Origin of the sequence: Streptomyces sp. NPDC021100 (assembly GCF_044333095.1) — a bacterium.
Taxonomy (GTDB): Bacteria; Actinomycetota; Actinomycetes; order Streptomycetales; family Streptomycetaceae; genus Streptomyces.
In genome coordinates this window covers 221,779-246,646 of the sequence record NZ_JBIRQH010000009.1, presented here as the reverse complement: position 1 = coordinate 246,646, position 24,868 = coordinate 221,779, and the positions used below count along the sequence as shown (strand labels likewise).

Annotated in this window: 23 protein-coding genes; 19 read left to right on the top strand and 4 right to left on the bottom strand. The window is 72.4% G+C overall.

From position 1 onward, the window contains the following. Positions 1-31 precede the first annotated feature (31 nt). The 13 genes from ACH4PU_RS19185 (at position 32) to ACH4PU_RS19125 (ending at position 15,571) form a co-directional block, all read left to right on the top strand. Positions 32-1,315 (top strand): geranylgeranyl reductase family protein, encoded by a 1,284-nt coding sequence (locus tag ACH4PU_RS19185; RefSeq protein ID WP_398273012.1) that lies wholly within the window; start codon positions 32-34, stop codon positions 1,313-1,315. A gap of 226 nt (positions 1,316-1,541) precedes the next feature. Next, the gene (locus ACH4PU_RS19180; RefSeq protein WP_398273009.1) at positions 1,542-2,330 is read left to right on the top strand and encodes a class I SAM-dependent methyltransferase; all 789 of its coding nucleotides are present in this window, start codon (positions 1,542-1,544) and stop codon (positions 2,328-2,330) included. A gap of 136 nt (positions 2,331-2,466) precedes the next feature. Beyond that, positions 2,467-3,393, top strand: a complete 927-nt coding sequence (locus ACH4PU_RS19175) for a BtrH N-terminal domain-containing protein (protein ID WP_398273007.1) — start codon at positions 2,467-2,469, stop codon at positions 3,391-3,393. A gap of 129 nt (positions 3,394-3,522) precedes the next feature. Beyond that, positions 3,523-3,810, top strand: a complete 288-nt coding sequence (locus tag ACH4PU_RS19170) for an acyl carrier protein (RefSeq protein WP_398273004.1) — start codon at positions 3,523-3,525, stop codon at positions 3,808-3,810. Next, on the top strand, positions 3,807-4,997 hold the full coding sequence (locus ACH4PU_RS19165) for an acyl-CoA dehydrogenase family protein (protein ID WP_398273002.1): 1,191 nt from the start codon (positions 3,807-3,809) through the stop codon (positions 4,995-4,997). Before ACH4PU_RS19170 ends, ACH4PU_RS19165 begins: the two co-directional genes overlap by 4 nt. After that, on the top strand, positions 4,994-5,848 hold the full coding sequence (locus ACH4PU_RS19160; RefSeq protein ID WP_398273000.1) for a hypothetical protein: 855 nt from the start codon (positions 4,994-4,996) through the stop codon (positions 5,846-5,848). The genes ACH4PU_RS19165 and ACH4PU_RS19160 overlap by 4 nt, the downstream gene beginning before the upstream one ends. Then, the gene (locus tag ACH4PU_RS19155) at positions 5,845-6,966 is read left to right on the top strand and encodes an SDR family oxidoreductase (protein ID WP_398272998.1); all 1,122 of its coding nucleotides are present in this window, start codon (positions 5,845-5,847) and stop codon (positions 6,964-6,966) included. The genes ACH4PU_RS19160 and ACH4PU_RS19155 overlap by 4 nt, the downstream gene beginning before the upstream one ends. After that, a complete protein-coding gene (locus ACH4PU_RS19150; protein ID WP_398272996.1) occupies positions 6,963-7,865 on the top strand; it encodes an alpha/beta fold hydrolase in 903 nt (300 codons plus the stop codon). Before ACH4PU_RS19155 ends, ACH4PU_RS19150 begins: the two co-directional genes overlap by 4 nt. Beyond that, positions 7,862-8,125, top strand: a complete 264-nt coding sequence (locus ACH4PU_RS19145) for a phosphopantetheine-binding protein (protein ID WP_398272994.1) — start codon at positions 7,862-7,864, stop codon at positions 8,123-8,125. Before ACH4PU_RS19150 ends, ACH4PU_RS19145 begins: the two co-directional genes overlap by 4 nt. A gap of 254 nt (positions 8,126-8,379) precedes the next feature. After that, complete coding sequence (locus ACH4PU_RS19140; protein WP_398272992.1) at positions 8,380-10,083, top strand: class I adenylate-forming enzyme family protein; 1,704 nt, start codon at positions 8,380-8,382, stop codon at positions 10,081-10,083. 99 nt (positions 10,084-10,182) lie between these two features. Beyond that, on the top strand, positions 10,183-11,880 hold the full coding sequence (locus ACH4PU_RS19135; RefSeq protein ID WP_398272990.1) for an MFS transporter: 1,698 nt from the start codon (positions 10,183-10,185) through the stop codon (positions 11,878-11,880). 97 nt (positions 11,881-11,977) lie between these two features. Beyond that, the gene (locus ACH4PU_RS19130; RefSeq protein WP_398272988.1) at positions 11,978-14,017 is read left to right on the top strand and encodes an FAD/NAD(P)-binding protein; all 2,040 of its coding nucleotides are present in this window, start codon (positions 11,978-11,980) and stop codon (positions 14,015-14,017) included. A gap of 150 nt (positions 14,018-14,167) precedes the next feature. After that, complete coding sequence (locus ACH4PU_RS19125; protein WP_398272986.1) at positions 14,168-15,571, top strand: lyase family protein; 1,404 nt, start codon at positions 14,168-14,170, stop codon at positions 15,569-15,571. Positions 15,572-15,580: 9 nt separating this feature from the next. Here the strand turns inward: ACH4PU_RS19125 and ACH4PU_RS19120 are convergent, their stop codons facing one another. Further along, entirely contained in the window at positions 15,581-16,321 is a 741-nt protein-coding gene (locus ACH4PU_RS19120; RefSeq protein WP_398272984.1) for a DUF4232 domain-containing protein, read from the bottom strand. Positions 16,322-16,695: 374 nt separating this feature from the next. Between ACH4PU_RS19120 and ACH4PU_RS19115 the strand changes: the two genes are divergently transcribed. Next, a complete protein-coding gene (locus ACH4PU_RS19115; protein WP_398272982.1) occupies positions 16,696-17,430 on the top strand; it encodes a DUF4097 family beta strand repeat-containing protein in 735 nt (244 codons plus the stop codon). Positions 17,431-17,452: 22 nt separating this feature from the next. On the opposite strand, the gene ACH4PU_RS19110 is transcribed toward ACH4PU_RS19115, so the two are convergent. Continuing rightward, positions 17,453-17,839, bottom strand: coding sequence for a DUF6415 family natural product biosynthesis protein (locus tag ACH4PU_RS19110; protein ID WP_398272980.1), 387 nt, complete (start codon positions 17,837-17,839; stop codon positions 17,453-17,455). Positions 17,840-17,996: 157 nt separating this feature from the next. Here ACH4PU_RS19110 and ACH4PU_RS19105 point away from each other — a divergent pair, with 157 nt between their 5' ends. Continuing rightward, positions 17,997-19,241 (top strand): XRE family transcriptional regulator, encoded by a 1,245-nt coding sequence (locus ACH4PU_RS19105; protein ID WP_398272978.1) that lies wholly within the window; start codon positions 17,997-17,999, stop codon positions 19,239-19,241. On the opposite strand, the gene ACH4PU_RS19100 is transcribed toward ACH4PU_RS19105, so the two are convergent. Next, positions 19,238-20,050 (bottom strand): alpha/beta hydrolase, encoded by an 813-nt coding sequence (locus tag ACH4PU_RS19100; protein ID WP_398272976.1) that lies wholly within the window; start codon positions 20,048-20,050, stop codon positions 19,238-19,240. The genes ACH4PU_RS19105 and ACH4PU_RS19100 overlap by 4 nt on opposite strands. 102 nt (positions 20,051-20,152) lie before the next feature. Next, positions 20,153-21,031, bottom strand: coding sequence for a C40 family peptidase (locus tag ACH4PU_RS19095; RefSeq protein WP_398272974.1), 879 nt, complete (start codon positions 21,029-21,031; stop codon positions 20,153-20,155). Positions 21,032-21,809: 778 nt separating this feature from the next. On the opposite strand from ACH4PU_RS19095, the gene ACH4PU_RS19090 reads away from it, so the two are divergent. From ACH4PU_RS19090 to ACH4PU_RS19075, 4 genes are read left to right on the top strand one after another with little or no spacing between them, the layout of a single operon-like run. Continuing rightward, entirely contained in the window at positions 21,810-22,169 is a 360-nt protein-coding gene (locus tag ACH4PU_RS19090) for an NADH-quinone oxidoreductase subunit A (protein ID WP_004941767.1), read from the top strand. Between the two features lie 13 nt (positions 22,170-22,182). Further along, positions 22,183-22,737: a NuoB/complex I 20 kDa subunit family protein gene (locus ACH4PU_RS19085; protein ID WP_398272971.1), complete on the top strand. Its 555-nt coding sequence runs from the start codon at positions 22,183-22,185 to the stop codon at positions 22,735-22,737. After that, positions 22,734-23,456: an NADH-quinone oxidoreductase subunit C gene (locus ACH4PU_RS19080; protein WP_398272969.1), complete on the top strand. Its 723-nt coding sequence runs from the start codon at positions 22,734-22,736 to the stop codon at positions 23,454-23,456. The genes ACH4PU_RS19085 and ACH4PU_RS19080 overlap by 4 nt, the downstream gene beginning before the upstream one ends. Beyond that, positions 23,456-24,856 (top strand): NADH-quinone oxidoreductase subunit D, encoded by a 1,401-nt coding sequence (locus ACH4PU_RS19075; protein ID WP_398272967.1) that lies wholly within the window; start codon positions 23,456-23,458, stop codon positions 24,854-24,856. The genes ACH4PU_RS19080 and ACH4PU_RS19075 overlap by 1 nt, the downstream gene beginning before the upstream one ends. Positions 24,857-24,868 lie beyond the last annotated feature (12 nt).

Below are 24,868 nucleotides of genomic sequence, written 5' to 3'. Positions count from 1 at the left end.
CCCCTCCACGCACCCGAACGGGAGAGCCGACGTGACCGACGTCCCTGCCGAACACACCGCCGATGTGATCGTGGTCGGGGCCGGCCCCGCCGGCTCCGCCACCGCGTACCACCTGGCCAGGACCGGCCTCGACGTGCTCCTCCTGGAGAAGACGGCGTTCCCGCGCGAGAAGGTCTGCGGCGACGGCCTCACCCCGCGCGCCACCAAGCAGCTCATCGCCATGGGCATCGACATCTCGGAAGAAGCCGGCTGGCTGCGCAACAAGGGCCTGCGCATCATCGCGGGCGGCAACCGACTCCAGCTCGACTGGCCGGATCTCGCCTCGTTCCCCGACTACGGGCTGGTCCGCAAGCGCGACGACTTCGACGAGCAGCTCGCCCGGCAGGCCGTCAAGGCGGGCGCCCGGCTGTACGAGCGGTGCAACGTCGGCGCGCCGGTCCTCGACGAGCGCACCGGCCGGGTCATCGGCGTGGAGGCGAAGCTGGGCGAGGAGAAGGCGCCGGTCACCTTCCACGCCCCGCTCGTCGTCGCCGCCGACGGCAACTCGACGCGGCTCTCCGTCGCCCTCGGCCTGCACCGCCGCGACGACCGTCCGATGGGCGTGGCCGTCCGTACGTACTTCACCTCCCCGCGCCACGACGACGACTACCTGGAGTCGTGGCTGGAGCTGTGGGACCGGCGCGGCGCCGAGGACCGGCTGCTGCCCGGCTACGGCTGGATCTTCGGCATGGGCGACGGCACCAGCAACGTCGGCCTCGGCGTCCTCAACACCTCCGCGTCCTTCAAGGAGCTGGACTGGCGCGAGGTGCTGAAGGCGTGGTGCGCCTCCATGCCGGAGGAGTGGGGCTACACGCCGGAGAACATGACCGGCCCGATCCGCGGCGCCGCGCTGCCGATGGCGTTCAACCGCCAGCCGCACTACACGCGCGGCCTGTTGCTGGTGGGGGACGCGGGCGGGCTGGTGAACCCGTTCAACGGCGAGGGCATCGCCTACGCGATGGAATCCGGCCAGATCGCCGCCGAGGTCATCGTCCAGGCTCTCGGCCGGGCCACCCCCGAGCAGCGCGAACTCGCGCTTCGCCGCTACCCGAAGGTGCTCAAGGACACCTACGGCGGCTACTACACGCTCGGGCGCGCCTTCGTGAAGCTCATCGGCAACCCGAAAATCATGAAGCTGGCCACCGAACGCGGCCTGACGCACCCGACGTTGATGAAGTTCACACTGAAGCTGCTGGCGAATCTCACGGATCCGACGCATGGTGATGCCATGGACCGTGTCATCAACGGCCTGAGCAGGATCGCCCCCAAGGCCTGACCGGCCGGGGGCGACGCGGCGATCCCCAACCACCCTTCCGGAGCGCGGCGTTCCGGGCCTTGATTCTTTACATGTCAGGGTCCGGGACGCCGCGTTCCGTTGGTATTAACCCGTTCGATACAGCTATTTCACAACAGGTATTGACAATTGCTTGCTACGGACGAGTAGGGTCATACGTGCTTGGTGAAACAGTTGTGACTCTCCGTACAGGGAAAGGCTCGACTTCATGTCGCTCCGGAGTGGTGGCGAGGACCAGTTAGCGCGTAACCGGCAGGAGTTCGCGCGTCAGGCGAGTACGTTCGAGGACGCGCGGCTGAACACCGCGTTCACCATGCGGTTGCGGGAGCTGGTCGAGTTCGCCGCCCCCCGGCCCGAGGACGTCTGTCTGGAGGTCGCCTGCGGCACGGGGCTCGTGTCGAGGGCGCTCGCCGGTCACGTCCGGCATGTGACGGCGCTGGACGCCACCCCCGAGATGCTCGCCACAGGCAAGCGGGAGGCCGACGCCGAGGGGCTGTCCCAGGTCGTCTACCAGCAGGGCGACGCCGCCCGGCTGCCGTTCCTGGACGCCTCGTTCTCCCTGGTCGTCACCCGTTTCTCGCTCCACCACGTGGCCTCCCCGGAGGCCGTCGTCCGGGAGCTGGTACGGGTCTGCCGGCCCGGCGGGCGCATCGTCGTCGCCGACATGGTCCGCCGCCCCGAGCTGGGCGGCGACCCCGACCGCATCGAGCGGCTGCGCGATCCCTCGCACGGCGCGATGCTCACGGTCGACCGGATCACCGAGCTGTTCACCGCCGCCGGCGGTGACGTCCGCAGCACCGAAGTCATCGACGTCCAGCGGCCGTTGAGGCCGTGGCTGGAACAGGCGCGCACGCCGGCGGAGACCGCGGCGCGCATCGAAAGCGAATTGGCCGAGGAATTGGCCGGCGGCCCGGTGTCCGGAATGCGCCCCGTCACTCTCGACGGCAGGTTGCATTACACCCAGAGCTGGGTCCAGCTCCTCGCGGTACCGGACTGACCGCCGGGCCGGCCGCGCCGCGTCGCGCCACGGCCCACCGACCAACGGAACGTGCTCCACATCGACCAGAGCCGGCGGACCGCCGCCGGTGCGCCGCCGCCCGGGAGGAACCGGGCGGAACGGGGGAGACAGCACAGTGCCGCATACCGATCACACCCGCCGCTTATACATCGACCTCATACCCGTTCACACCGGCACCACGCCGTTCGGCACCTGCTATCAGCAGTGCGTGGCCAACCTCGCCACGTGGTACGGACTGCCCGACGCCGAGGACGTCCTCGTCACCGCCTGGGGCTTCAACTGGGACGGCGGAAGCGTCCTGCGGGGCGGCGACCGCTGGGTGACGGCGGCCGCCCGCCTCCACGGACTCCCGCTCCGGGAACGGCGGTTCGGCTCCTACGAGGAGCTCCGCGCCCTGGAGGAGGCCGAACTGGCCGCCGGGCGCCCGCTCGCCGCGGCCGTCGACGCCTACTGGCTGCCCTCGGAGTACGAGGGCGTCGAACACCTCGCACACTGCGTCCTGCTCACCGGCCGGGACGCGGACGGGGTCACCATCGTCGACCCCATGAACCGCCCGGAGCCCGTCCGGTACCCCGAGGAGCGCTGGCGGACCCTGCGCTCGGCGGACGCGGCCGACGGCTTCCGCACTTTCCTTCTGTCCGGCGGGCCCGCCCGCAAGCCGTCCGCCCACGATCTGGCGCGGGCCGTGAGCGAGGACCGGCGCACGCACCACGAGCGTGACACCGCGGCCCTCGCGGCGTACATCGAGGCGTGCGACGCCGCCGAGGCCGGCACCCTCGACGTGAGCGGTGCCGCCGCCGAGCGGCACTTCCTCGGCAGACTTCTCCGCCATCTGGCGGACTCCGTACCGGAGTTGGAGGCGGTGGCCGTCGAGGCCGCGTCCCTCACCCGGCGCTGGTACCTGGTGCACACGCTGTCCCGTGAGTCCGGCGGATCGCCGGAGGGGCGGCAGCGCCTGGTCCGCATGCTGCGCGACCTGCGGGGCCGCGAGGAGCGGCTGGCGGCGCACGTCGACGAGGCCGTCGCCGCCCTGGGCGCGTAGTCCCCAACCGGCCCACCCCGTAAGGGCGTTCCCTGGGGGGCTGCCCCCTGGGCCGATCTTTCCACTCTCCCACCCTTTGCTTCGCGCACTCGCGCATCAGCACTCTCTGTAAGGCTAGGAGTACTTCCCGTGCCCGAAAGCGCAACACCCTGCGAGCATGCCGTTCGCGAGGCGCTCGCCCAGCACTCCGACCTCGGCGCCGCCGCGCACGAGCTGCCCGCCGACGGCGACCTCTACGCCGCCGGGCTCACCTCGCTGGCCTCCGTGCGGGTGATGCTCGCCCTGGAGGAGCGGCTCTCGGTCGAGATCCCCGAGGAGCGCATCGGCCGCGCCCTCTTCGCCTCGATCGCCCATCTCGTCGGCGTTCTCGACGAGTTGACCGGCGAACGCGACCAGGCCGTGGGGGCCGGCCGATGACCGCTTCCACCACCGAGCGCGTCATTCTGACGGAGCGTCAGGCGCTCGACGCGGCCGTCGCGGTGGCGAAGGCGGCGGCCGAGCACGCCGCCGCCACCGACCGCGACGCGGCCTTCCCGGCCGTCGGCGTCGCCGCCCTCCGCGAGCACGGCCTGCTGTCCGCCGCCGTCCCCAAGGAGTACGGCGGCCACGGCCTCGACCCGCGCACCCTGACCCGGATCGGCGCCCGGCTGGCCGGCGGCTGCGCCGCCACCGCCATGATCTGGGCGATGCACCAGCTCCAGGTGGCCTGCCTGGCGCGCGGTGCCGCGGCCTCGCCGGAGATCGCGGCGGCCCTGGCGGACATCGCCGGCCGGCAGCTGCTGATCGCCTCCATCACCTCCGAGGTGGGTGTCGGCGGCGACATGCGGCGCAGCGTCGCCGCCGTGGAGCCGGCCGGCGACGGCATGGTCCGGCTGACCAAGAAGGCCACCACCGTCTCGTACGGCGAGCACGCCGACGGCTTCCTCGTCACCGCCCGCTCGGGCCCCGACGCGGCCCCGACCGACCAGGTCGCGGTGCTCGTCATGGCCGAGCAAGCGGAGCTGGAGCGGACCGGCGACTGGAACCCGCTGGGCATGCGCGGCACGTGCAGCCCGCCGTTCACCATGAGCGCGACCGTGCCCGCCGGCATGGTGGTGCCCGAGCCGTTCGGGGAGACCGCCACCCGCTGCATGGTGCCGCTCTCGCACCTGCTGTGGTCGGGTGTGTGGACGGGCGTCGCCGCGGACGCGGTGCGCCGCGCGGTGGCCTACTCGAAGATCCGGATGCGCGCCCAGCTCAAGGCCGGGCGTACGCAGGACGACCCGCGCCTCGGCCGGGCCTACGCCGACCTGCGGGTGCTCCAGGACACGGTGCGGCGGTTCGCCGACGACTACGCCGTGTGGGACGCCGCCCAGGACGCGGACACCACCGCCATGACCGTCCGGGCCAACGCGCTGAAGACCGGCGTGTCGGTGGACGCGGTACGGGTGGTGGAGCAGGCGCTGGAGATCTGCGGGATGGCCGGCTACAGCGAGTCCGGCCCGTACTCCGTCGCCCGCCACCTGCGGGACCTCTACTCCGCCCGCCTGATGATCGCCAACGGCCGCCTCGAGCTGGCCAATTCGGAACTGCTGCTTCTCACGGGGGACCTGATACAGGAATGACGAGCATCGACACCCGGGCGGCCCGCGCCGCCGACGACCTGACGGCCGGGGGCTGGGCGCTGCCCGCCGGCGCGGTGGGCACCCACCGCTTCACCCCGAAGTTCGAGGCGGTGATCGCCGGACTCCAGGCCCGGCTGACCGCCCTGGGCGGCACCGAGGGGCCGGTCTGGCACCCGCCGGTGCTCTCCCGGTCCCTGATCGACCGCGCCGAGTACGCGGAGTCGTTCCCGCACCTGCTGGGCTCGGTGAACGCCATGGACGAGGACGCGGACGGCGTGGTCCTCGCCCCCGCGGCCTGCTACCCGGTCTACCCCGGGCTCGCGGACGGCACGGTCGGGGAGCAGGTCCACTTCGACGTGGCCGGCTACTGCTACCGCCACGAGGCCACCAGCGAGCTCGGCCGGTTCCGGACGTTCCGGATGCGGGAGTTCGTCACCGTCGGCGCCGAGGAGCCGGTGACCGCCTGGCGGAACGGCTGGATCGAGCGTGGCGAGAAGCTCTTCGCCGAGCTCGGCGTGGCCGTCGAGGTGAAGTCGGCCACCGACCCGTTCTTCGGTCCCGGCGGGCGCCTGATGCGCGCCAGCCAGCTCGAACAGGACCTGAAGTACGAGTTCGTGGCCAAGGTGTCCCCCGAGGACCCCGGCACGGCCATCGCCTCCGCCAACTGCCACAAGGACCACCTGGGCACCCGGTTCGCCGTCCGGCTGCCAGGCGGTGACACCGCGCACAGCGCCTGTGCCGCCTTCGGCCTGGAGCGCATCGCGCTCGCCCTGATCAACGCCCACGGCGACGACCTGAACGACTGGCCCGCGCTCGCCGCGGCCCTGCCCACCCCCGGGAGCCCGGCATGACGCACGTCCCCCACCACCTGGTCACCGGCGCCACCGGTTTCGTCGGCGGCGCCCTCGTCCTCGAACTCCTCGCCCGCACCGACGCCGAGATCCACTGCGTCGTCCGCCCGCGCCAGGACCTCTCCGCCGACGAGCGGCTGCGCGCCGCGCTGACCACGGCCGCCGCCTCGTACGGCATCACGGACCTCGACGAGGCCATCGCCACCCGCTGCCACCCCGTGGAGGGCGACCTGACCGCCGAGGCGTGCGGCGTCGACGCGGCCGCGCTGCCCGAGGTCGAGCAGGTCTGGCACGTCGCCGCCTCGCTCGCCTACGAGGAGCACCGCCGGGAGGAGATCCTCCGCGACAACCTCGGCGGCACCCGGCACGTCCTGGAGCTGGCCCGGGCGCTGAAGTCGCCCACGTTCAACTACGTCTCCACGGCCTACGTGGCCGGCGACCGCACCGGCTTCATCCCGGCCGAGCGGGTCGGCGAGGGCGTGGTGAGCAACAACGCCTACGAGCACAGCAAGATCCAGGCCGAACGGGCGGTGTACGCGGCCGGGTTCGAGCGCACCCGCATCTTCCGCCCCAGCATCGTCATCGGCCACAGCCGCACCTTCGCGGCGACCAGCTTCACCGGCCTCTACGGCTTTGTGAAGGGCCTCCAGAAGGCCCGCTCGGAGGTCCGCGCCACCCTCGGCGACATGCTCGTCTTCCGTCCGCTGCGGCTCCGCGCCACCGAGGACGCGCTGGTCAACTTCATCCCCGTCGACCACGTCGTCTCGGCGGCCGTCGGCGTGGCCCTGGCGGACGGCCCCACCGACGTCTACCACCTGGCCAACACCGAGCAGCCGACCGTCGGCGACACCCTCGCGGAGCTCTGCGACCAGCTCGCGATCAAGCACCCGCACTACGTCGACAGCACCGACGAGTTCACGCTCATCGACGAACGGGTCGACGAACGCGTCGAGTTCTACCGCTCGTACGTCAACGGCACCAAGGAGTTCGACGTCGCCAACGTGCAGAAGCTGCTCGGCGACGACGTCCTCGGCCACGCCCTGCCGCGCGAGCGGCTCGCCGAGTTCATCGGCTGGTACCTGGAGCACCACCGCGCACGGAAGGGAAAGAACGCGTGAAGCGCGAAGGCATCGAGTCCTGGGATCTCGCCTACGACGGCAAGCAGGACCTCCACGAGACGGAGGACGGCTGCAAGCTGTACTACGAGATGCGCGGCGAGAGCGGCCCGGTGGTCACCTTCGTCTCCACCATCTACGTGGTCAGCACGGCCTGGCGGAACTTCACCGGTTCCCTGGTGGACGGCCACCGGCTGCTCACCTACGACCTGCGCAACCAGGGCGCGTCGGAGAGCAAGCCGGCGGACTTCGCCCGGCACGCCGACGACCTGCGGTCGCTGCTGGACGGGCTGGGGATCGAGAAGACGTACCTGGTCGGCACCTCCATCTCCACCCTGATCTGCCGCGACTTCGCCGTCGCCCACCCCGACCGGGTGGCCGGCCTGGTGCTCGTCGGCCCGCCGCTCAGCCCGAAGGGCTCGTCGCGCCGCCGCCGCATCGCCAAGTCCTGGCTGAACGCCCTGGAGACGGGCGGGCCACGGGCCCTGTTCGACCTCATCTACCCGCTGGTCTTCGGCGAGAAGGCCATCGCCGAGGGCGGCTCCGGCGCCTACCTCGCCCTCCGCGAGCGCTTCCTCGCCATGAACTCCACCGCCCAGCTCGCCGCCAACCTGCGCGAGGCACTGGAGGCGGACGACAAGGCGGAGCTGCTGGAGCGGATCCCCGCGCCGACGCTGCTGCTCAGTGGCGACGACGACTTCTCGACGACGGAGTCCACGCTGCGGAACGTCGCGGGGCTGCTGAAGAGCGCCGCCGTCGAGATCATCGAGGAGTGCGGACACCTGCCGTACTTCGAGCGGCCGGACGATTTCCAGGACGCGATCTCCCGGTTCGTGGCGTCGGTCGAGGGCGGCGGGTTCCCGGAGACGTTCGTGCCGCGGGCGGCTGGGGCGCTGGTATGACGGACGACATTCTGCGACGGCTGGTCGCCCTGCTGGAGCGGGTCGCCGCCGTCGAGCTGGACGGCCGGCCGGTCACCGAGACGGGTCCGGACTCGCTGCGGGCGCTGGGGCTGACGTCGGTGCGGCTGATGGAGTTCCTGGTCGCGGTCGAGGACGAGTTCGATCTGATCTGGGATGACGATGTGGAGGAGGCGGTGATCGGGTCGCTGGAGGGGATGGCTCGGTACATCGCGGAGGGGGCGGCGGTGCGCGCCGGATAGCCGGGGGGTTCGCCCCAGTCCCGCCCCTTCGCCGCTTCCTGGGGCTGCGCCCCAGACCCCGCTGATCGCGGCTTCGCCGCTCGTCCTCAATCGCCGGACGGGCTATGTAGCCCGTCCGGCGATTGAGGACAGCGCCCGCAGGGCGCTTCGGGGGTGCGGGGGCAGCGCCCCCGCAAGAAACGGTGAAAGGGCGGGGCCGGGGCACACCCAACTCCCCCCACAGCAACGTTCACTCACGACCACAGGTGGACCCCATGACCGCGGAAACGCAAAAAGCCAAGCGCGAGCGCCCAGCGTTCCTCACCGACTACGCCCCCACCCGCTACCGCAAACGCCTCACCCCCCTCTCCCGAGTCCCCATCACCGGCCGCATCGGCGAGGTCTGGCACCTCGCCGCCCAGCGCCACCCTCGCAACCCCGTCATCGTCGACCGCGCCCCCGACGTGGACCGCGACGGCCCCCTGGAGCGCAGCTACCTGCAGTGGGCCGCGCTCGTCGACGACCTCGCGTCCCGGCTGCACGCCCTGGGCGTACGGGAGTGGGACCGGGTCGCCGTCGTCAAGCGGAACCACCTCGACGTCGCCCTGCTCGCCTCCGCCGCCGCGCGGATCGGCGCCGTGCCCGCGCTGATCACCGACCACCACGACGCGCGCACCCTCGCGGTGATGCTCGGCCGGCTGGAGAAGCCGTTCCTGATCACGGACCGGCAGGCGCTGGAGCGGATGGGCCTCGACAAGGAGGCCGTCGCCGAGCTCACCGAGAAGACGGCCTGCGTCGACGATGCCCCCGAGGACCGGCCCGACGTCGTCTCCTTCGACGGGCTGCGCGGCGGCCCGGTCGTCGAACCCCGGCTCCGCGCCTGGGAAGAGCCGATGGTCATCACCCACACCTCGGGCACCACCGGCGTCCCCAAGCTGGTGCTGCACTCGGCCGAGTCGCTGTACTCGCTGGGCCTGGTCGAGGCCGAGCGGTGGCCGTTCTTCCGGCTGCGGGACGACGACACCGTCGCGTTCTGCGAGCCGTACTCGCACCAGCGCATCATCACCGGGCTGCTGCCGCTGGCGACCGTCGCGCCCAAGCTCGTCATGATGTCGGACCCGCTCGCGCCGGTCGTCCGCGACCTGCTCGTCGAGCACAAGCCGACCTTCGTCGAGACGCTGCCCAACGCCTTCCTCGCCTGGGAGGAGCTGGCACAGGACCCGGCGAAGCCGTTCGCGAACGTCCGCGTCTTCGTCAACTCCTTCGACGCCATCCACACCCGTACCGTCCGCACCTTCCTCGCCGCGACCGAGCGGAAGCTGCCGGTCTGGGTGCAGTCCTGGAGCCAGACCGAGGCCGGCGCGGTGGCCATCCGCCCGTACACGCGCGGCTCGGTCAAGCGGCGCGGCCACCGGCCGCCGCCCACCCAGGTCCTCGGCTGGCCCGTCCCGGGCTTCGGCAGGCTCCGCGCCGTCGACCCGGACACGGGCGTCCCGGTGCGCCGGGGCGAGGTCGGCCTGATCCAGTTCTCCGCGCCGGGCCGCTGCCTCACCTACGTCGGCGAGAAGGAGCGGCACGACCTCAAGCGCGAGGGCCACTGGTGGAACCTCGGCGACATGGCGGTCATCAACCGCCTCGGCGCCGTCCGGCTCATCGACCGCGAGGTCGACCGGATCCCCGGCGCCAGCGCACTGGAGATCGAGGACGTACTGCTGGACCGGCTGCCGCGGACCACCGAGGTCATCGTCCTCGCCGTCGCGGGCGGGAAGCCGCAGCCCGTCTACAGCTCCCAGTTCGACCAGCCCGTGACCGAGGCGCAGTGGCGCGCGGCCACCGCCGACCTGCCGGAGATGGCCGAGCCCATCCACATCCGGTGGGAGGAGTTCCCCCGAACCGCCACGTGGAAGGTGCGCCGCGTCATGCTCCGCGAGCAACTGCTCGAGGACGCCGACGGCATCGGTTACGGCACCTGGACGTAGCGGTCACGTCAACCGGCCGCGAGGGCGCGGCGCGCGGGACGCCTCCGGGCCGCTTCCGCGCGCCGTGCCGTCCGGCCGGCCGACCCGCTGAGAGGAAACATGACAACCCAGACCGAGAGCAGCGGTACGGCACCAGGGGCGCCGGAGGCCGGCCACCCCCGCAGGTGGCTGATCGTCGGCGCGATGTCGCTGTGCATGTTCATCGCCGTCATGGACAACACCGTCCTGACCGTGGCCCTGGCCTCCATCCAGAAGGACCTGGACGCCTCCAACGCCTCGCTCCAGTGGTCGATGGACGCCTACACGCTCACCTTCGCGGCCCTGCTGCTCACCGCGGGACTGCTCGGCGACCGCTACGGGCGGCGCAAGGTGCTGGTCGCCGGGCTGGTGTTCTTCGCCCTGGTCTCCGCCGCCGGCGCGTGGTCCGGGAGCGCGGGGCAACTCATCGGCTGGCGCGCCGCGATGGGCGTCGGTGCGGCGGTGGTGCCCGGCTGCACCATGGCCGTGATCACCACCGCCGTGCCGCGGCACGAGCGGGCCAAGGCCATCGGCCTCTGGTCCGCCGCGGCCGGCGTCGGCATCGCCGCCGGCCCGATCATCGGCGGCGCCCTGCTGGAGCACTTCTGGTGGGGCTCCGCCCTGCTGGTGAACGTGCCGTTCGTGCTGGTGGCGATCGGCCTGATCGTGTTCTGTGTGCCGGAGAACCGCGGCGGCAACAGCACCGCCCGGATCGACCTCCCCGGCGTTCTGCTCTCCACCGCGGCCACCGGTGCCCTGGTGTTCGGCATCATCGAGGGCGGCGAACGCTCCACCCTCGCGGACGCGATCGTCTGGGTGCCGCTGGTCGCGAGCGTCCTCCTCTACGCCGTCCTGGCGAAGGTGGAGCGGCGGGCCGCCAACCCGGCCGTCGACCTCGGGCTGCTGCGCAGGCCGCGGTTCGCGGCGGGCTCCGGAGCCCTCGCGATCATCTTCTTCACCGCGATGGGCGCCAGCTTCGTCGTCGTCTTCTACCTCCAGATCCTGCGCGGCTACAGCCCGTTGGACTCCGGGCTGCTGATGCTGCCGCTCGCCGTCGGCTCGATGATCAGCGCCGGGGTGAGCGACGGACTGGTGAAGCGGTTCGGCGCGGCCTCCGCCATCGCGGTGGGCGCGGTGCTGATGTCCGCCGGGCTGGGGCTGATCGGCCTGCTCGGCGCGTCCACGCCCATCTGGCGGTTCGGCGCGGCCCAGTTCGTCGGCGGCCTCGGCTTCGGCCTGGCGTTCTCCGCGGCGATGGCGGCGACCGTCGCCATGGTCCCGGAGGAGAAGGCGGGCGCCGGCAGCGCCCTCGCCAACACGGCGCGGCACGTCGGCAGCGCCCTGGGCATCGCCGTGCTCGGCGCGGTCCTCGGCGCGGTGTACCGCCACAAGCTCGGCGACACCACCGACCCGCTGCCCGCCTCCGTCCGCGACCAGGCCGGGGACTCCCTCGGCAGCACGGCGGGCGCGCTGCACGAGGTGACCGAGCGGGCGAGAGAGCTCCAGGGCGCCCGGGACGCCGCGTCGCAGGCGGAGCTCAAGGAGCTGCTGCCCGCCGTCCGGTCGGCGCGGACCATCCTCGACCGGGCGGCGGACGCGTTCCTCGACGCCCTGCAGACCACCATGTGGCTGACCGCCGGGATCGGCCTGCTCTCCGCCGTCGTCGCGCTGGTGTGGCTGCGGGGCGGGACGGCGGGCGAGGCCGGTGCGGAAGCCGGTGCCAAGGACGGTGAGTCCGCCGCGCCCGCCACTGCCGCGGGGGACACGTCGGCCGTCTGATCCGGGGGCCGGGGACCCCCGGCCCCCCTACCCCTCACCCTCTCCTGCCCCGCGGGTCCGACCGGCCCGCGCGGGCGTACCGAATGGAGCGCGTTCCGTGGCAGCCCGAGCGCCTGGTGCGCAGACCGACACCTTCGAGATATGCGTGGTGGGCGCGGGACCACGCGGCCTTTCCGTACTGGAGCGGCTCTGCGCCAACGAGCGGACCGCACCCTCGCACGGCACGGTGACCGTCCACCTCGTCGACCCGGCACTGCCGGGAGCGGGCGCCGTCTGGCGCCCGGACCAGTCGCGGCACCTGCTGATGAACACCGTCGCCTCGCAGATCACCCTGTTCACGGACGGGAGTTCGCGGATCGACGGGCCCGTGGAGCCGGGGCCCACCCTGCACGAGTGGGCCAGGGACGTGGTGTCCCTGGCGGAGTGCGCCGGCGAGGACGACTGGGTGCTGCGCGAGGCGCGGGCGCTCGGCCCCGACGCGTACCCCACCCGCGCGTTCTACGGCCGCTACCTGCACGACTGCTACCGGCGCGTGCTGTCGGGCGCCCCCGCGCACCTCACCGTGCGGACGCACCGCTCGCGCGCCGTCGCGCTGGCGGACGCGCTCGGCGCGGCGGGCGGGCCGCAGAGCCTGCTGCTCGCCGACGGCACACGGCTCGACGGGCTCGACGCCGTCGTCCTCGCGCAGGGGCACGTCCCCGCCCGGCCCACCGTCCCCGAGGCGCGCGCCGCCCACCTGGCCCGGCTGCACGGGCTCACCTACCTGCCGCCGGTCAACCCGGCCGACGCCGACCTGGACGGCGTCGAGCCCGGCGAACCCGTCCTGCTGCGCGGCCTGGGGCTCAACTTCTTCGACTACATGGCCCTGTTCACGACCGGGCGCGGCGGCACGTTCGTCCGGGACGAGGACGGGACGGCCGGGAAGCTGGTCTATCGGCCGTCCGGGCGCGAGCCGCGGCTGTACGCGTTCTCGCGGCGCGGCGTGCCCTACCACGCGCGCGGCGACAACCAGAAGGGCGTCTCCGGGCGGTACTTGCCCCGGTTGCTCACGCCGGAGCGCATCGACGCGCTGCGCGCCCGCGCGCGGAGCGGCGAGCCGGTCCGCTTCACCGCCGACCTCTGGCCGCTGATCGCCGCCGAGGTGGAGAGCGTCTACTACGGCACCCTGCTGACCGCCCTCGGCCGGGACGCGGAACGCGCGGAGTTCACCGAGCGGTACCTGGCCGCCGGGACGGCCGGTTCCGGGACGGCCGGTGCCGGGCCTGCCGGGTCAGGCGCGGCCGGGGAGCGCGAGGAGCTCCTCGACGCCCTCGGCATCGCCCCGCGCCACCGCTGGGACTGGGAGCGGCTCGCCGCCCCGCACAAGGGCCGGGACTTCGCCGACCGCGGCGCGTTCCGCCGCTGGCTGCTCGACCGGCTGCGGGCCGACGCGCGCGCGGCCCGCGAGGGGAACGTGGACGGCCCGCTCAAGGCGGCCCTGGACGTGCTGCGCGACCTCCGCAACGAGATCCGGCTCGCCGTCGACCACGCCGGGCTCGACGGCGCCTCCCACCGCGACGAGCTGGAGCGCTGGTACACGCCGCTCAACGCCTTCCTCTCCATCGGCCCGCCCGCCTCCCGCATCGAGGAGATGGCCGCGCTCGTCGAGGCCGGCGTACTGGAGGTGACCGGTCCCGGCACCGACGTACGCCTCGACCCGGCGGCCGGCGCGTTCACCGCGTCGTCGCCGCTGGTGCCGGGGGAGCCCGTACGGGCCCGGGTGCTGATCGAGGCCCGGCTCCCCGAACCCGACCTGCGGCGCACCGAGGACCCGCTGCTCCGGCACCTGCTCGACACCGGGCAGTGCGCGCCGCACCGCGTCCCGACGGCGGACGGGCCGGCGTACGAGACGGGCGGACTCGCCGTCACCGAGCGGCCGTACCGCGTCGTCGCCGCCGACGGCACCGCGCACCCGCGCCGCTTCGCCTACGGGGTCCCGACGGAGGGCGTGCACTGGGTCACGGCCGCCGGCACCCGGCCCGGCGTCGACTCGGTGACGCTCGCCGACGCGGACGCCATCGCCCGTTCCGTGCTCGGGCTCACACCGGCGGACGCGGCGCCGGAGGCGTCGGCGGCGTTCGCGGGGGTACCCGTCTGACGGGTGGGTTGCGCGGCGGAGGCCACCGGCCCGGCTCCGACGGGGGCCGGTGGCCTCCGCCGCTGGGCTGTCCGGACCGGGAACGTCCCTGATCTGTAAGCGATTTCGTCCGATGTGGCACGCACCGCCACCCACGCCCGAGGAGACTCGATGACCGCCCACGACCGGGACGCCCTCCACGACACCGGCCTGCTCTCGCCCGTACGGGCCGGCACCCCCGTGGAGGAGGCCACCGGCGACGCCGCCTGGGTGCGGGCCATGCTCGACGCGGAGGCGGCGCTGGCCCGGGCGCAGGCCCGGCTCGGGACCGTGCCGCCGGAAGCCGCCCTGATCATCAGCGAGGCGGCCGGCGCGGCGCGTTTGGACGTCCGCGCGCTGGCGCTCGCGGCGCGCGAGACGGCCAACCCGGTGGTGGGGCTGGTCGCCGCGTTCGCCGCGGTGGTCGCGGAACGGGACCCGGCGGCGGCCGAGTACGTGCACCGGGGCTCGACCAGCCAGGACGTCTTCGACACGGGTGCCCTGCTGGTCGCGGCCCGGGCGCTGCGGCTGATCCACGCGGACCTGCTGCGGACCGCCGGTGCGCTCGGCCGGCTGGCCGCCGCGCACCGCGACACGCCGGCCGCCGCCCGTACCCTCGCCCTCCAGGCCGTCCCCACCACCTTCGGGCTGCGCGCGGCCGGTTGGCGGCAGTTGGTGCTGGACGCCGCCGGGCGGATCGAACGGTTGCTGGACGGCGGGCTGCCCGTCGCGCTGGGCGGCGCGGCGGGGACGCTGGCGGGCTACCTGGAATACGCGCGCTTGGCGGGGGAGCCCGACCTCGACTCGTACGCCGGCCGGCTCGGCGCGCTGTTCGCCGAGGAGACCGGGCTGGGCCGGCCCGCGCTGCCGTGGCACGCGCTGCGCACGCCGATGGTCGACCTGGGGGCGGTCCTCGCGCTGACCGCGGGCGCGCTGGGCAAGTTCGCCGTCGATGTGCAGAACCTGACCCGCACGGAGGTCGGCGAGGTCGCCGAGCCGGCGGTGGCCGGGCGCGGCGCCTCGTCGGCGATGCCGCACAAGCGGAACCCGGTTCTGGCCACGATGATCCGCACGGCCGCCCTCCAGGTGCCCGCGCTCGCGACCGTCCTCACCCAGCAGCTCCTCGCGGAGGACGAACGCTCGGGAGGCACCTGGCATGCGGAGTGGCTGCCGTTGCGCGAGTGCCTGCGGCTGGCGGGCGGTGCCGCCCACACGGCGGTCGAGCTCGCGGAGGGCCTGGAGGTCCGCCCGGAGCGGATGGCCGCCAACCTGGCGTTGACGGGCGGTCAGATGGTGTCGGAGCGGGTCTCCGCCGTCCTCGCCCCCCGGCTGGGGAAGGCGGCGGCGAAGCGGCTGCTGACCGAACTCACCGGGGAGGCGGCCCGTACGGGCCGCCCCCTGGCCGAGGTGCTCGCCGCCGACCCCCGGCTCGCCGGCGTCTTCACGGCGGAGGAGTGCGCCGAACTGTGCGATCCGGCGCGGTACACGGGGAGCGCGGGGGAGCTGGTGGACCGGGCGCTGGGCCGGATCCCCTAAGGGTTCGGGCTACCGGCCGCCGACGCCGGGGACGGCCGCCTGCGGCGAGGCGTGCCAGTTGGTGACCTCCGGCCGGTCGAACCGCGTGCTGCCGACCTTGAGGCCGACCGGGTCGCCGGCGGAGTCCCGGCTCACCGTGACGGTGATGTCGGCCAGTTCCTTGCCGGAGTGGTCGTTGGTGGTCTTGGGGTTCAGCCCGGCGTACGCGGTGGTGCCGCCGCTCAGCTTGATCTGCTTGCCGACGGCCTGCTCGGCCGGCTGCGCCTCGGTGCCGTCGGCGCCGATCGCCACCACCGGGTAGACGCCGGGGAGCCGGCAGGTGATGCCGGGCTTGGCCCGCACGGATATCTCGATGTAGCCGCCGGCCTGGGTCTTGGAGGTGGCGGCCCAGTTCAGGTCGTTGGTGCCGCAGGCCTGGCCGTAGCCCTTCTTGTCGCCGCTCCCGTCCGCGCCGTTCTTGCCGCCGGGGGCGGGCGCCTTGCCGCTGTGGGCCGGCTTCCCGGCTCCCTTCTCCGCCGAGGTGCCCTGCGACCCCGAGCCCTTGCTACCGCCGGGGGCGGGCTCCTGGCCCTTGCCCGCGGAGCCCTGGTCGGCGGGGCGTGACGTGCTGTCCGAGGCGGAGGGCGCGGAGGAGGCGGCCGGAGCGGAAGCCTCGTTCCCGTCATCACCCTTGTCGCAGGCGCTCAGCGACAGCACACCGGCCAGCGCCGTGGCGGCCAGAGCGGCCGAGCGGATGAGGTTTTTGCGCATGGGTGGTTCCCCCCGTAGTGGTCTCACTGGATGGGTCGGGAACGGCGCGGAGAAGGGCGCCGCCGTCGACGGGAAGAAGCTTCGCGGCGCCTGGTCCGGACCCGCAACGAGCCGTGTGAAAGAGGGGACGTCGAACTGCTCGCATGCCCTGTGACCTGCGGAAACACTGTTCCCCTGGAACGGCTGCCTGGAACGGGGAGCCGGGCCCGGAGCCGCCCGGGGCACGGGCCCGGCCGGTCGGCCGACCCTGAGACGGGGTGGCGAAGGAGCCAGGGGAGAACCGGGGGTTTCCCCCATACCGACCGACCGTGGGACGGCCATAACCTCGTCACACAAGCCAGGCCACCCCCATTCCTGAGAAACGGTGAAGTCCCATGCGTTCCCGCCTCCGTCCGATCGCCGCCGCCCTTCTGACGGCAGCGGCCGCCGTCGGCGCGCTGAGCGCGTGCGACCTGGGGCCGATGAAGAAGTCCGAGGACGACGCCACCGTGTCCCGGAAGGTCAGCGCGGTCCGCATCGACGGCGACTCGGGCGCCATCACCCTCCACGGCAAGCCCGGCACCACCGGCGCCGAACTCCACCGGACCGTCCACTACCGCGACGACCGCCCGGACGGCCCCACCCACCGCGTCGAGAACGGCGTCCTCGTCCTCGGCGGCTGCGGCGAGGACTGCTCGGTCGACTACGAGGTCACCGTCCCCGCCGGGATCCCCGTCAGCGGCGGGACGTCCAGCGGCTCCATCGACCTGGAGCGCGTGGGCGCGACGCACGTGAAGTCGTCGTCGGGCGCCATCGAACTGACCGACATCGCGGGCCCGCTCGACGTCGAATCCACCAGCGGCGCGGTGAAGGGGCACGACCTCACGTCCGGCCCCGTGAAGGCGAAGGCCACCAGCGGAGCCCTCGACCTCACCCTCGCGTCCCCCCAGGACGTCGAGGCCGAAACCTCCAGCGGCTCCCTCACCGTCACCGCCCCCGACGGCCCCTACCGCGTCACCGCCGACACCGACAGCGGCTCCAAGAACATATCCGTCCCCCAATCCCCCTCGGCCCCCCACCACCTGAACCTGACGACGTCCAGCGGCGCCCTGAAGGTCAGGAACGGCTGAGACCGCTCGGGCAGCCGGCAGGCTACTCGTCCAGGCAGTCGGCGAGGTACCGCGCCGTCCGTCCAAGCTCCCGCATATGGGCGGTCGCCGAGCACAGGCCCGTACCCGCGTCGCGGGACAGGTCCGTCCGTACCCGGTCGATGAGTGTCTGCCAGCGGTGCCAGGCGCCGGTGTGGCGGTCGAGCCGGGTGACACGGTCGAGGGCCTCGTCCAGCATGGCCCGCAGGTGTCCGCGCAGGGCTGTGGTCAACTCGGCCACTTCTTCCGGCCGGGGAAGCACGGGCCCCCGGTCCTGGAGGGCCCGCCGGACGGTGGCCCGGATGGTGATGAGATCCAGGGGTGCGGAGTCCCCAGTCAGCATGGAAGTGAGCCGTGTGGCCTGGTGGCCGGGCGTCGTGTCGTGGTGCACAGGGTGCTCCTCAGGGCCGAGCGGTCGAGTCCGGCGCACGACGTGCGCCTCGGTACGCCGATTGCACCGTCGCGGCCATGGCGGGACGAGGCCACATCACCGGACACTTCGTCGGTCCGGCTCCTGGCCCGCGGGCGGAGCAGTAGCGTCTGGCGCCATGTCCGAAGCAGCGTCGCGGAACACGCTCCTTGTGGCCGCCCGGGTGCGGCACGGCTGGCACACGCAGCAGGAATTCGCCGATGCCTACGAACGTCATGCGCTGGCGCTGGGGGAACGCACGGTCATCTCCGTGCGGCAGGTGCGGCGGTGGGAGTCGGGCCGGTCGGAGTGGCCGAACCGCGATGCGCGGCGAGTGCTGGAGAGCATGTTCGGCCTTCCGTTGGAGCAGTTGGGCTTCGTCCGTCCCAGGGCGTCGGGAACTGCTGCCGCCCGTGTTCCGGCCCCTTCACCGGAGGAGGTGCCGATCCGTCCGGTCGCCGAAGGCACCGAGGTACGTCGGCACAGTGGGCGCGAGCTGGTCGACTGTCTGGGTACGGCCCTGGAGAAGGCCGCCCGCCTGGATGGCCGGAACGGCCCCGGAGGTGTCTTGCCGGTCGCCCTCGACCTGGTGCGGTCCGTTGAGAACACGGCGCGGGAAGCCCGCACCGACATCCGCCGGGAACTGTTGCGTCTGGGCAGCCGCGCCGCCGAGTTCACGGCCTGGCTGTATCACGACAACGGGGCGCCCGCGAGGACCGTGCTGTACTGGCACGACCGGGCTATCGAGTGGGCCGACCTGTGCGGGGACGGGGCGATGCACGGATACGTCCTGCTCCGCAAGGCACAGGCGACCGAGCGCACCGACCCGGCCCGCATGCGCGACCTTGCGCACGCGGCCGTGCACGGCCCCTGGTCGCTGCCGCTCCGCGCCCGCGCGGAGGCGCTGCAACAGGAGGCCCGAGCACTGGCGCTCGGCGGCGCGGCGCCGGAGGACGTCGCGCGCATGCTCGATCGGGCCGGTGAAGCGCTCGATGCCGCGCCGCCGGTCACCACCGTGACTTGCGTCGGCCCCTTGTGCGGCGGATACGACCTCGACCGCCTGATGGCACAGAGCGCCGTCTGCCACCGGGAGGCGGGACGGCCGGAGCGAGCCGTCGTCCTGCTGCGCGAGCACTTGGCCACCGGCGCGTTCGCCCTCCGGGACCGGGCCTTCTTCACCGCCCACCTGGCCGGTGCTCTGGCGGCGGCGGGCCATCCCGACGAGGCGGCGGCGACCGGGTTGTCCGTTTTGCGCCTCGCCGCCGCACCGCGTTTCGGCCAGGCGCTCCGCGAACTGCGGCGTTCCGTCGGCCTGCTGCGCCCGCATGGTCGACGGCCCGCCGTGCGCGAACTGCGCCGCGCCCTCGCCGTCCTGCCGGGTTAGCGCGTGAGGAAAGCGGTGACGCGTTCGATGACCTCGGCCTGCCACGCCTGCGACCGCGGGTGCAGATACCCGGGGTCGTCGTGCACGGCGAAGCCGTGTTGTGCTCCGTCGAGTTCCAGCAGCTCCGCCGGGCCGCCGAAAAACCCCAGATGGTGGCGGGAGGACTCGACGGGAACGAAGGTGTCCTTCGTTCCGTGGACCAGAAGGGCGGGGGCCTGGACGTCCCGGAGAAAGGTCGCGGGGGCGAGGTGGTGGACCTCGTTCAGCAGAGCGCGGCCCAGGGCGAACGGGCTGTGTTCGGTGAAACCCCGGCCGTCGAGGGCCTCGGCCGCTTCCGGCGTGAGGTAGTCGTCCCTGACGTACGGCCGGCTGGTCGCGTACCGCTCGTGGTAGTCGAGGCGGGGGTTGAGCAGGACCAGGCGGCGGACGTCCCGCGGCCGGTGGGCGGTGTGCAGCGCGGCGGCGCCACCGGAGAACGACGCGGCGATGACGTCGACGGCGCGGTCCGAAGCGGCCACCGTCCGCAGGTGGTCGCAGGCCGCGCGGATGTCGTTGGCGACGCCGGTGATGGTCACGTCCTCCGGCCGTCCGGCGCTCGTGCCGTGGGCGCGGAGATCGAAGCGGAGGGATCGGAAGCCGGCGGCGGTCAGGCCGGCGGCGAGGCGGGTGAAGAAGCCGCCTTCCTCGCGGGTGACTCCGGCGCCGTGCACCAAGACCACCAGGCCGTTCCCCGGCCCCTCCGGTGCGGTCAGGGTTCCGGCGAGGGCGGTGCCGTCCAGGGAACGGAAGGCCGTCTCCGACTCGGGCATGAGCCGATCGTAGTGACGGCGTGTCGGCGGCGCAGGCGTTCACGGCGAAGGGCCGCCACCTCTGTCCGAGGTGGCGGCCCTTGACCCGAATGTGTCCGTGCGTCACATGACGCGGACCGCGCCGGTGGGCGGGGAGTAGCTCATGTCGCGCTCGACGATGCCCGTGCTGGGGTTCTGGGCGCCGATGAACTTGCCGCCGCCGATGTAGACGCCGACGTGGTAGGCGCTGCCCGCGGCGCCCCAGTAGACGATGTCGCCCGGCTGCAGGTTGGAGAGGGAGACCTGGGTGCCGGCGGTCGACTGGTCCTGGGAGACGCGGGGGAGGCTGATGCCGATCTGCTGGTAGGCGGCCATGACCAGACCGGAGCAGTCGTAGGAGGACGGGCCGGTGGAGCCCATCACGTAGGCCTTGCCGACCTGCGCCCGGAGGAAGGAGATGAGGGTGGCGGCGTTGCCCGTCGCGCCCGTGCTCTTCGTGGACGTCGTCGAGGTGCTCGTGCCGGAGCCGGAGCCCTGGGCGCCGCTGCCCTCGTCGTCGCTGTCGGCGGAGGCGGTGGCCTTGGTGCCGAGGGCGGTGCGCTGGGCGTCGCGGGAGGCGCGGGCCTGCTCGGCCTCGCGCTTCTCCTTGGCCTCGGCGGCCTTGCGCTCGGCCTCGGCCTTGCGGTCGGCCTCCTGCTTGGCCTTCTTGGCGGCGACACGGGCGTGGTCGACCGCCTTGTCCACCTGCGCACGGACCTGGTAGTCGTCCGCGGTCTGCTGCGTGGCCGCGGCGCTTTCGGCGACCGAGGCGGAGAGCGCGGCGTTGATGGCCGGCATCTCGATCGTGGCCTCGGCCGGCTTCTCGGCGGCGGTCGCCTGCGCGGCGCCCGTGACGGCCAGGGTGCTGAGGACGCCACCGGCAACACCCGAGCGGATGGCCCACGACTGCGTCGCGGGGCGACGGGGCTTCCGGTGGCTGGTTATGTGCGCGTTGGGGGACATGGGACAAGGGCTTACCAGGCGCCGTAGGTGGAGTTCAATATAAGTGACGTGGACCACAATCGGCGTTCGAGTGCCAGGAATTCAGGGCAGGCGCACCGGAAGCGGGCTTTCCGCTGCCCGTTCCCCCAATCGTGATCATGCGGTTAAGCATGGCATTTGGGCGTGGAGGGCGCTCGGCGGCGCGGCATATCACGTTCCGGTCTCGGCCGTCGAAGATCGCCGGGCAAATCGGACATCAATCGAACGCCTACGTGGCGGACTTCACGTGCACGCGCTCTTGCCGACGGCCGGGGCGCTGTCGTCGTGCGGCCGTCGCGCGATCACCGGACAGCCGCCCGGCGGATGGTGAATCCGCGCACGAGCCGACGATCGGTCACCGCTCCGCAACGGATGGTGTCGCTATATCAGTTGACGATGGCAGATGCCAATTTGCCCGCAGCCCCGGTGGCTTGATAATGCCTCAGCCCCCGAAGGCCGCCTCGACCAGCGGAAAACCACCGGAATGTGACCACTGGCGATCACTCGGATGCTTCGGGTGAGAAGGTCACCGATCATCCGACTTGATGATCGTTCGTCAGGTGGTGGAGATCACAAACGCCGTGCTGTTCGCCGTGTCGCAGATCACAGACCGCCGGGCATAAGATGCCCTCGACCCGGGCTTGTGAACTGCCTCACATATTCGCGATCTTCGCAGAACCCTTCGCGGTGTTCGCCGGTGAGCGGTCCGCGGAGGTCCGGTCAGCCAGCAGTCAGCGTCGACTGGAAGGAGCGAGGAGCGGTGAACGCCTACGCGCCCATCCTCGTACTGGGAGCCCTCGGTGCCGGCTTCGCGATCTTCTCCGTGGTCATGGCATCGCTCATCGGGCCGAAGAGGTACAACCGCGCCAAGCTCGAAGCCTACGAATGCGGCATCGAGCCGACGCCGCAGCCCTCCGGCGGCGGCCGCTTCCCGATCAAGTACTACCTGACGGCGATGCTCTTCATCGTCTTCGACATCGAGATCGTCTTCCTCTACCCCTGGGCCGTCGCCTTCGACTCCCTCGGGCTGTTCGGCCTCGTCGAAATGCTGCTCTTCGTACTCACCGTCTTCGTCGCCTACGCCTACGTCTGGCGGCGCGGCGGCCTGGAATGGGACTAGGGGGCCACCGCACATGGGTCTTGAGGAGAAGCTGCCCAGCGGCTTTCTGCTGACCACCGTGGAACAGGCCGCCGGCTGGGTCCGCAAGGCGTCGGTCTTTCCCGCCACCTTCGGCCTCGCCTGCTGCGCCATCGAGATGATGACCACCGGCGCCGGCCGCTACGACCTGGCCCGCTTCGGCATGGAGGTCTTCCGCGGCTCCCCCCGCCAGGCCGATCTGATGATCGTCGCCGGCCGGGTCAGCCAGAAGATGGCGCCGGTGCTGCGCCAGGTCTACGACCAGATGCCCAACCCCAAGTGGGTCATCGCCATGGGCGTCTGCGCCTCCAGCGGCGGCATGTTCAACAACTACGCGATCGTCCAGGGCGTCGACCACATCGTCCCCGTCGACATCTACCTGCCCGGCTGTCCGCCGCGCCCCGAGATGCTCATGGACTCGATCCTCAAGCTCCACCAGAAGATCCAGGGCGAGAAGCTCGGCCCGCACCGGGCCGAGGCCGACCGCGAGGCCGAGCGGGCGGCGCTGAAGTCCCTGCCCCTCATCGAGATGAAGGGGCTGCTGCCGTGAGCGAGCAGGACGAGCGGGACCGTCCGGACGACCGGGTCCCCGTCCAGCGTGGTGACACCGGCGAGGTCATCGGCGTCCGCAGGGGCATGTTCGGCGCGAACAACGGCGGCGACACCACCGGCTACGGCCGCCTGGTGCGGACCGTCCGGCTGCCCGGCGAGACCGCCCGGCCCTACGGGGGCTGGTTCGACGAGGTGGCCGACGAGCTGGAGGGCGCGCTGGAGGAGCAGGGTGTCGTCCCGTCGAACGCCATCGAGAAGACCGTCGTCGACCGCGGCCAGATCACCTTCCACATCGCGCGCGAGCACCTGCCGCGCGTCGCCCGGACGCTCCGGGACGATCCGGCGCTCCGCTTCGAACTCTGCACCGGCGTCAGCGGCGTCCACTACCCGGGGGACAAGGGCCGCGAGCTGCACGCCGTCTACCACCTGCGCTCGGTGACGCACGCCCGGCTGATCCGGCTGGAGGTCACCGCCCCCGACGCCGATCCGCACGTGCCGTCCGTCGTCGACGTCTACCCGGCCAACAACTGGCACGAGCGCGAGGTCTACGACTTCTTCGGCCTGGTCTTCGACGGCCACCCGGCGCTCACCCGGATCATGATGCCGGACGACTGGCAGGGCTTCCCGCAGCGCAAGGACTACCCGCTCGGCGGCATCCCCGTCGAGTACAAGGGCGCTCAGATCCCGTCTCCGGACCAGCGGAGGTCGTACAGCTGATGTCCACCAGCGAATCCCCCACGAGCCCGCACGGTTCCGCGAACACGAGCCCGCACGGTTCCGGGAAAACCGCCCAGGGCCCCAGAAGCACCGAGGGCCCCCGCGAGACCACCGAGGGGCCCGTCTACACCGTCACCGGCGGGGACTGGGACGAGGTCGTCACCGCCGCCCGGAAGACCGACGACGAGCACATCGTCGTCAACATGGGCCCCCAGCACCCCTCCACCCACGGCGTGCTCCGCCTGATCCTGGAGATCGACGGCGAGACCGTCACCGAGGCCCGCGCGGGCATCGGCTATCTGCACACCGGCATCGAGAAGAACCTCGAATACCGCAACTGGACGCAGGGCACCACCTTCGTCACACGCATGGACTACCTCATGCCGCTCTTCAACGAGACGGTGTACTGCCTGGGCGTGGAGCGGCTGCTCGGCATCGAGGACCAGATCCCCGAGCGGGCGACGACGCTGCGCGTGCTGCTCATGGAGCTCAACCGCATCTCCTCGCACCTGGTGTTCATCGCCACCGGCGGCATGGAACTCGGCGCCACCACGGTCGCCATCTTCGGCTTCCGGGACCGCGAGATGATCCTCGACATCTTCGAGCTGATCACCGGCCTGCGGATGAACCACGCGTACGTCCGCCCCGGCGGCCTCGCCCAGGACCTGCCGCCCGGCGCGGTGGACCAGGTGCGCGAGTTCGTGAAGAAGATGCGCAAGAACCTGACCGAGTACGACAAGCTCGTGGTCGGCAGCCCCGCCTACAAGGCCCGCCTGCAGAACGTCGGTTACCTCGACCTCACCGGCTGCATGGCCCTCGGCGTCACCGGCCCGGTGCTCCGTGCCGCCGGCCTCCCGCACGACCTGCGCAAGACCGACCCGTACTGCGGCTACGAGACGTACGACTTCGAGGTGCCGACGGTGGACACCTGCGACGCGTACGGGCGCCTCCTCCTCCGGCTGGAGGAGATGCGGCAGTCGCTGCGGATCATCGAGCAGTGCCTGGACCGGCTGGAGCCGGGCCCGGTCATGGTCGCGGACAAGAAGATCGCCTGGCCCGCGCAGCTGGCCCTGGGGCCGGATGGGCTCGGCAACTCCCTCGACCACATCAAGAAGATCATGGGTACCTCGATGGAGGCCCTGATCCACCACTTCAAGCTGGTGACGGAGGGGTTCCGGGTGCCCCCGGGGCAGGCGTACGCGGCCCTGGAGTCGCCGCGCGGCGAACTGGGCGCCCATGTCGTCAGCGACGGCGGCACCCGCCCGTACCGGGTCCACTTCCGCGACCCCTCCTTCCACAACCTCCAGTCCATGGCGGCGATGTGCGAGGGCGGCCAGGTCGCCGACGTCATCGTCGCGGTGGCGTCCATCGATCCTGTGATGGGAGGCGTCGACCGGTGACGACGGAAACGC

Excerpts from the sequence above, each read along its gene's own strand:
- ACH4PU_RS19180 (WP_398273009.1), top strand. The coding sequence starts at position 1,542 with ATGTCGCTCCGGAGTGGTGGCGAGGACCAGTTAGCGCGTAACCGGCAG.
- ACH4PU_RS19165 (WP_398273002.1), top strand. The coding sequence starts at position 3,807 with ATGACCGCTTCCACCACCGAGCGCGTCATTCTGACGGAGCGTCAGGCG.
- ACH4PU_RS19160 (WP_398273000.1), top strand. The coding sequence starts at position 4,994 with ATGACGAGCATCGACACCCGGGCGGCCCGCGCCGCCGACGACCTGACG.
- ACH4PU_RS19155 (WP_398272998.1), top strand. The coding sequence starts at position 5,845 with ATGACGCACGTCCCCCACCACCTGGTCACCGGCGCCACCGGTTTCGTC.
- ACH4PU_RS19145 (WP_398272994.1), top strand. The coding sequence starts at position 7,862 with ATGACGGACGACATTCTGCGACGGCTGGTCGCCCTGCTGGAGCGGGTC.
- ACH4PU_RS19140 (WP_398272992.1), top strand. The coding sequence starts at position 8,380 with ATGACCGCGGAAACGCAAAAAGCCAAGCGCGAGCGCCCAGCGTTCCTC.
- ACH4PU_RS19135 (WP_398272990.1), top strand. The coding sequence starts at position 10,183 with ATGACAACCCAGACCGAGAGCAGCGGTACGGCACCAGGGGCGCCGGAG.
- ACH4PU_RS19125 (WP_398272986.1), top strand. The coding sequence starts at position 14,168 with ATGACCGCCCACGACCGGGACGCCCTCCACGACACCGGCCTGCTCTCG.
- ACH4PU_RS19120 (WP_398272984.1), bottom strand. The coding sequence starts at position 16,321 with ATGCGCAAAAACCTCATCCGCTCGGCCGCTCTGGCCGCCACGGCGCTG.
- ACH4PU_RS19115 (WP_398272982.1), top strand. The coding sequence starts at position 16,696 with ATGCGTTCCCGCCTCCGTCCGATCGCCGCCGCCCTTCTGACGGCAGCG.
- ACH4PU_RS19105 (WP_398272978.1), top strand. The coding sequence starts at position 17,997 with ATGTCCGAAGCAGCGTCGCGGAACACGCTCCTTGTGGCCGCCCGGGTG.
- ACH4PU_RS19100 (WP_398272976.1), bottom strand. The coding sequence starts at position 20,050 with ATGCCCGAGTCGGAGACGGCCTTCCGTTCCCTGGACGGCACCGCCCTC.
- ACH4PU_RS19095 (WP_398272974.1), bottom strand. The coding sequence starts at position 21,031 with ATGTCCCCCAACGCGCACATAACCAGCCACCGGAAGCCCCGTCGCCCC.
- ACH4PU_RS19085 (WP_398272971.1), top strand. The coding sequence starts at position 22,183 with ATGGGTCTTGAGGAGAAGCTGCCCAGCGGCTTTCTGCTGACCACCGTG.
- ACH4PU_RS19075 (WP_398272967.1), top strand. The coding sequence starts at position 23,456 with ATGTCCACCAGCGAATCCCCCACGAGCCCGCACGGTTCCGCGAACACG.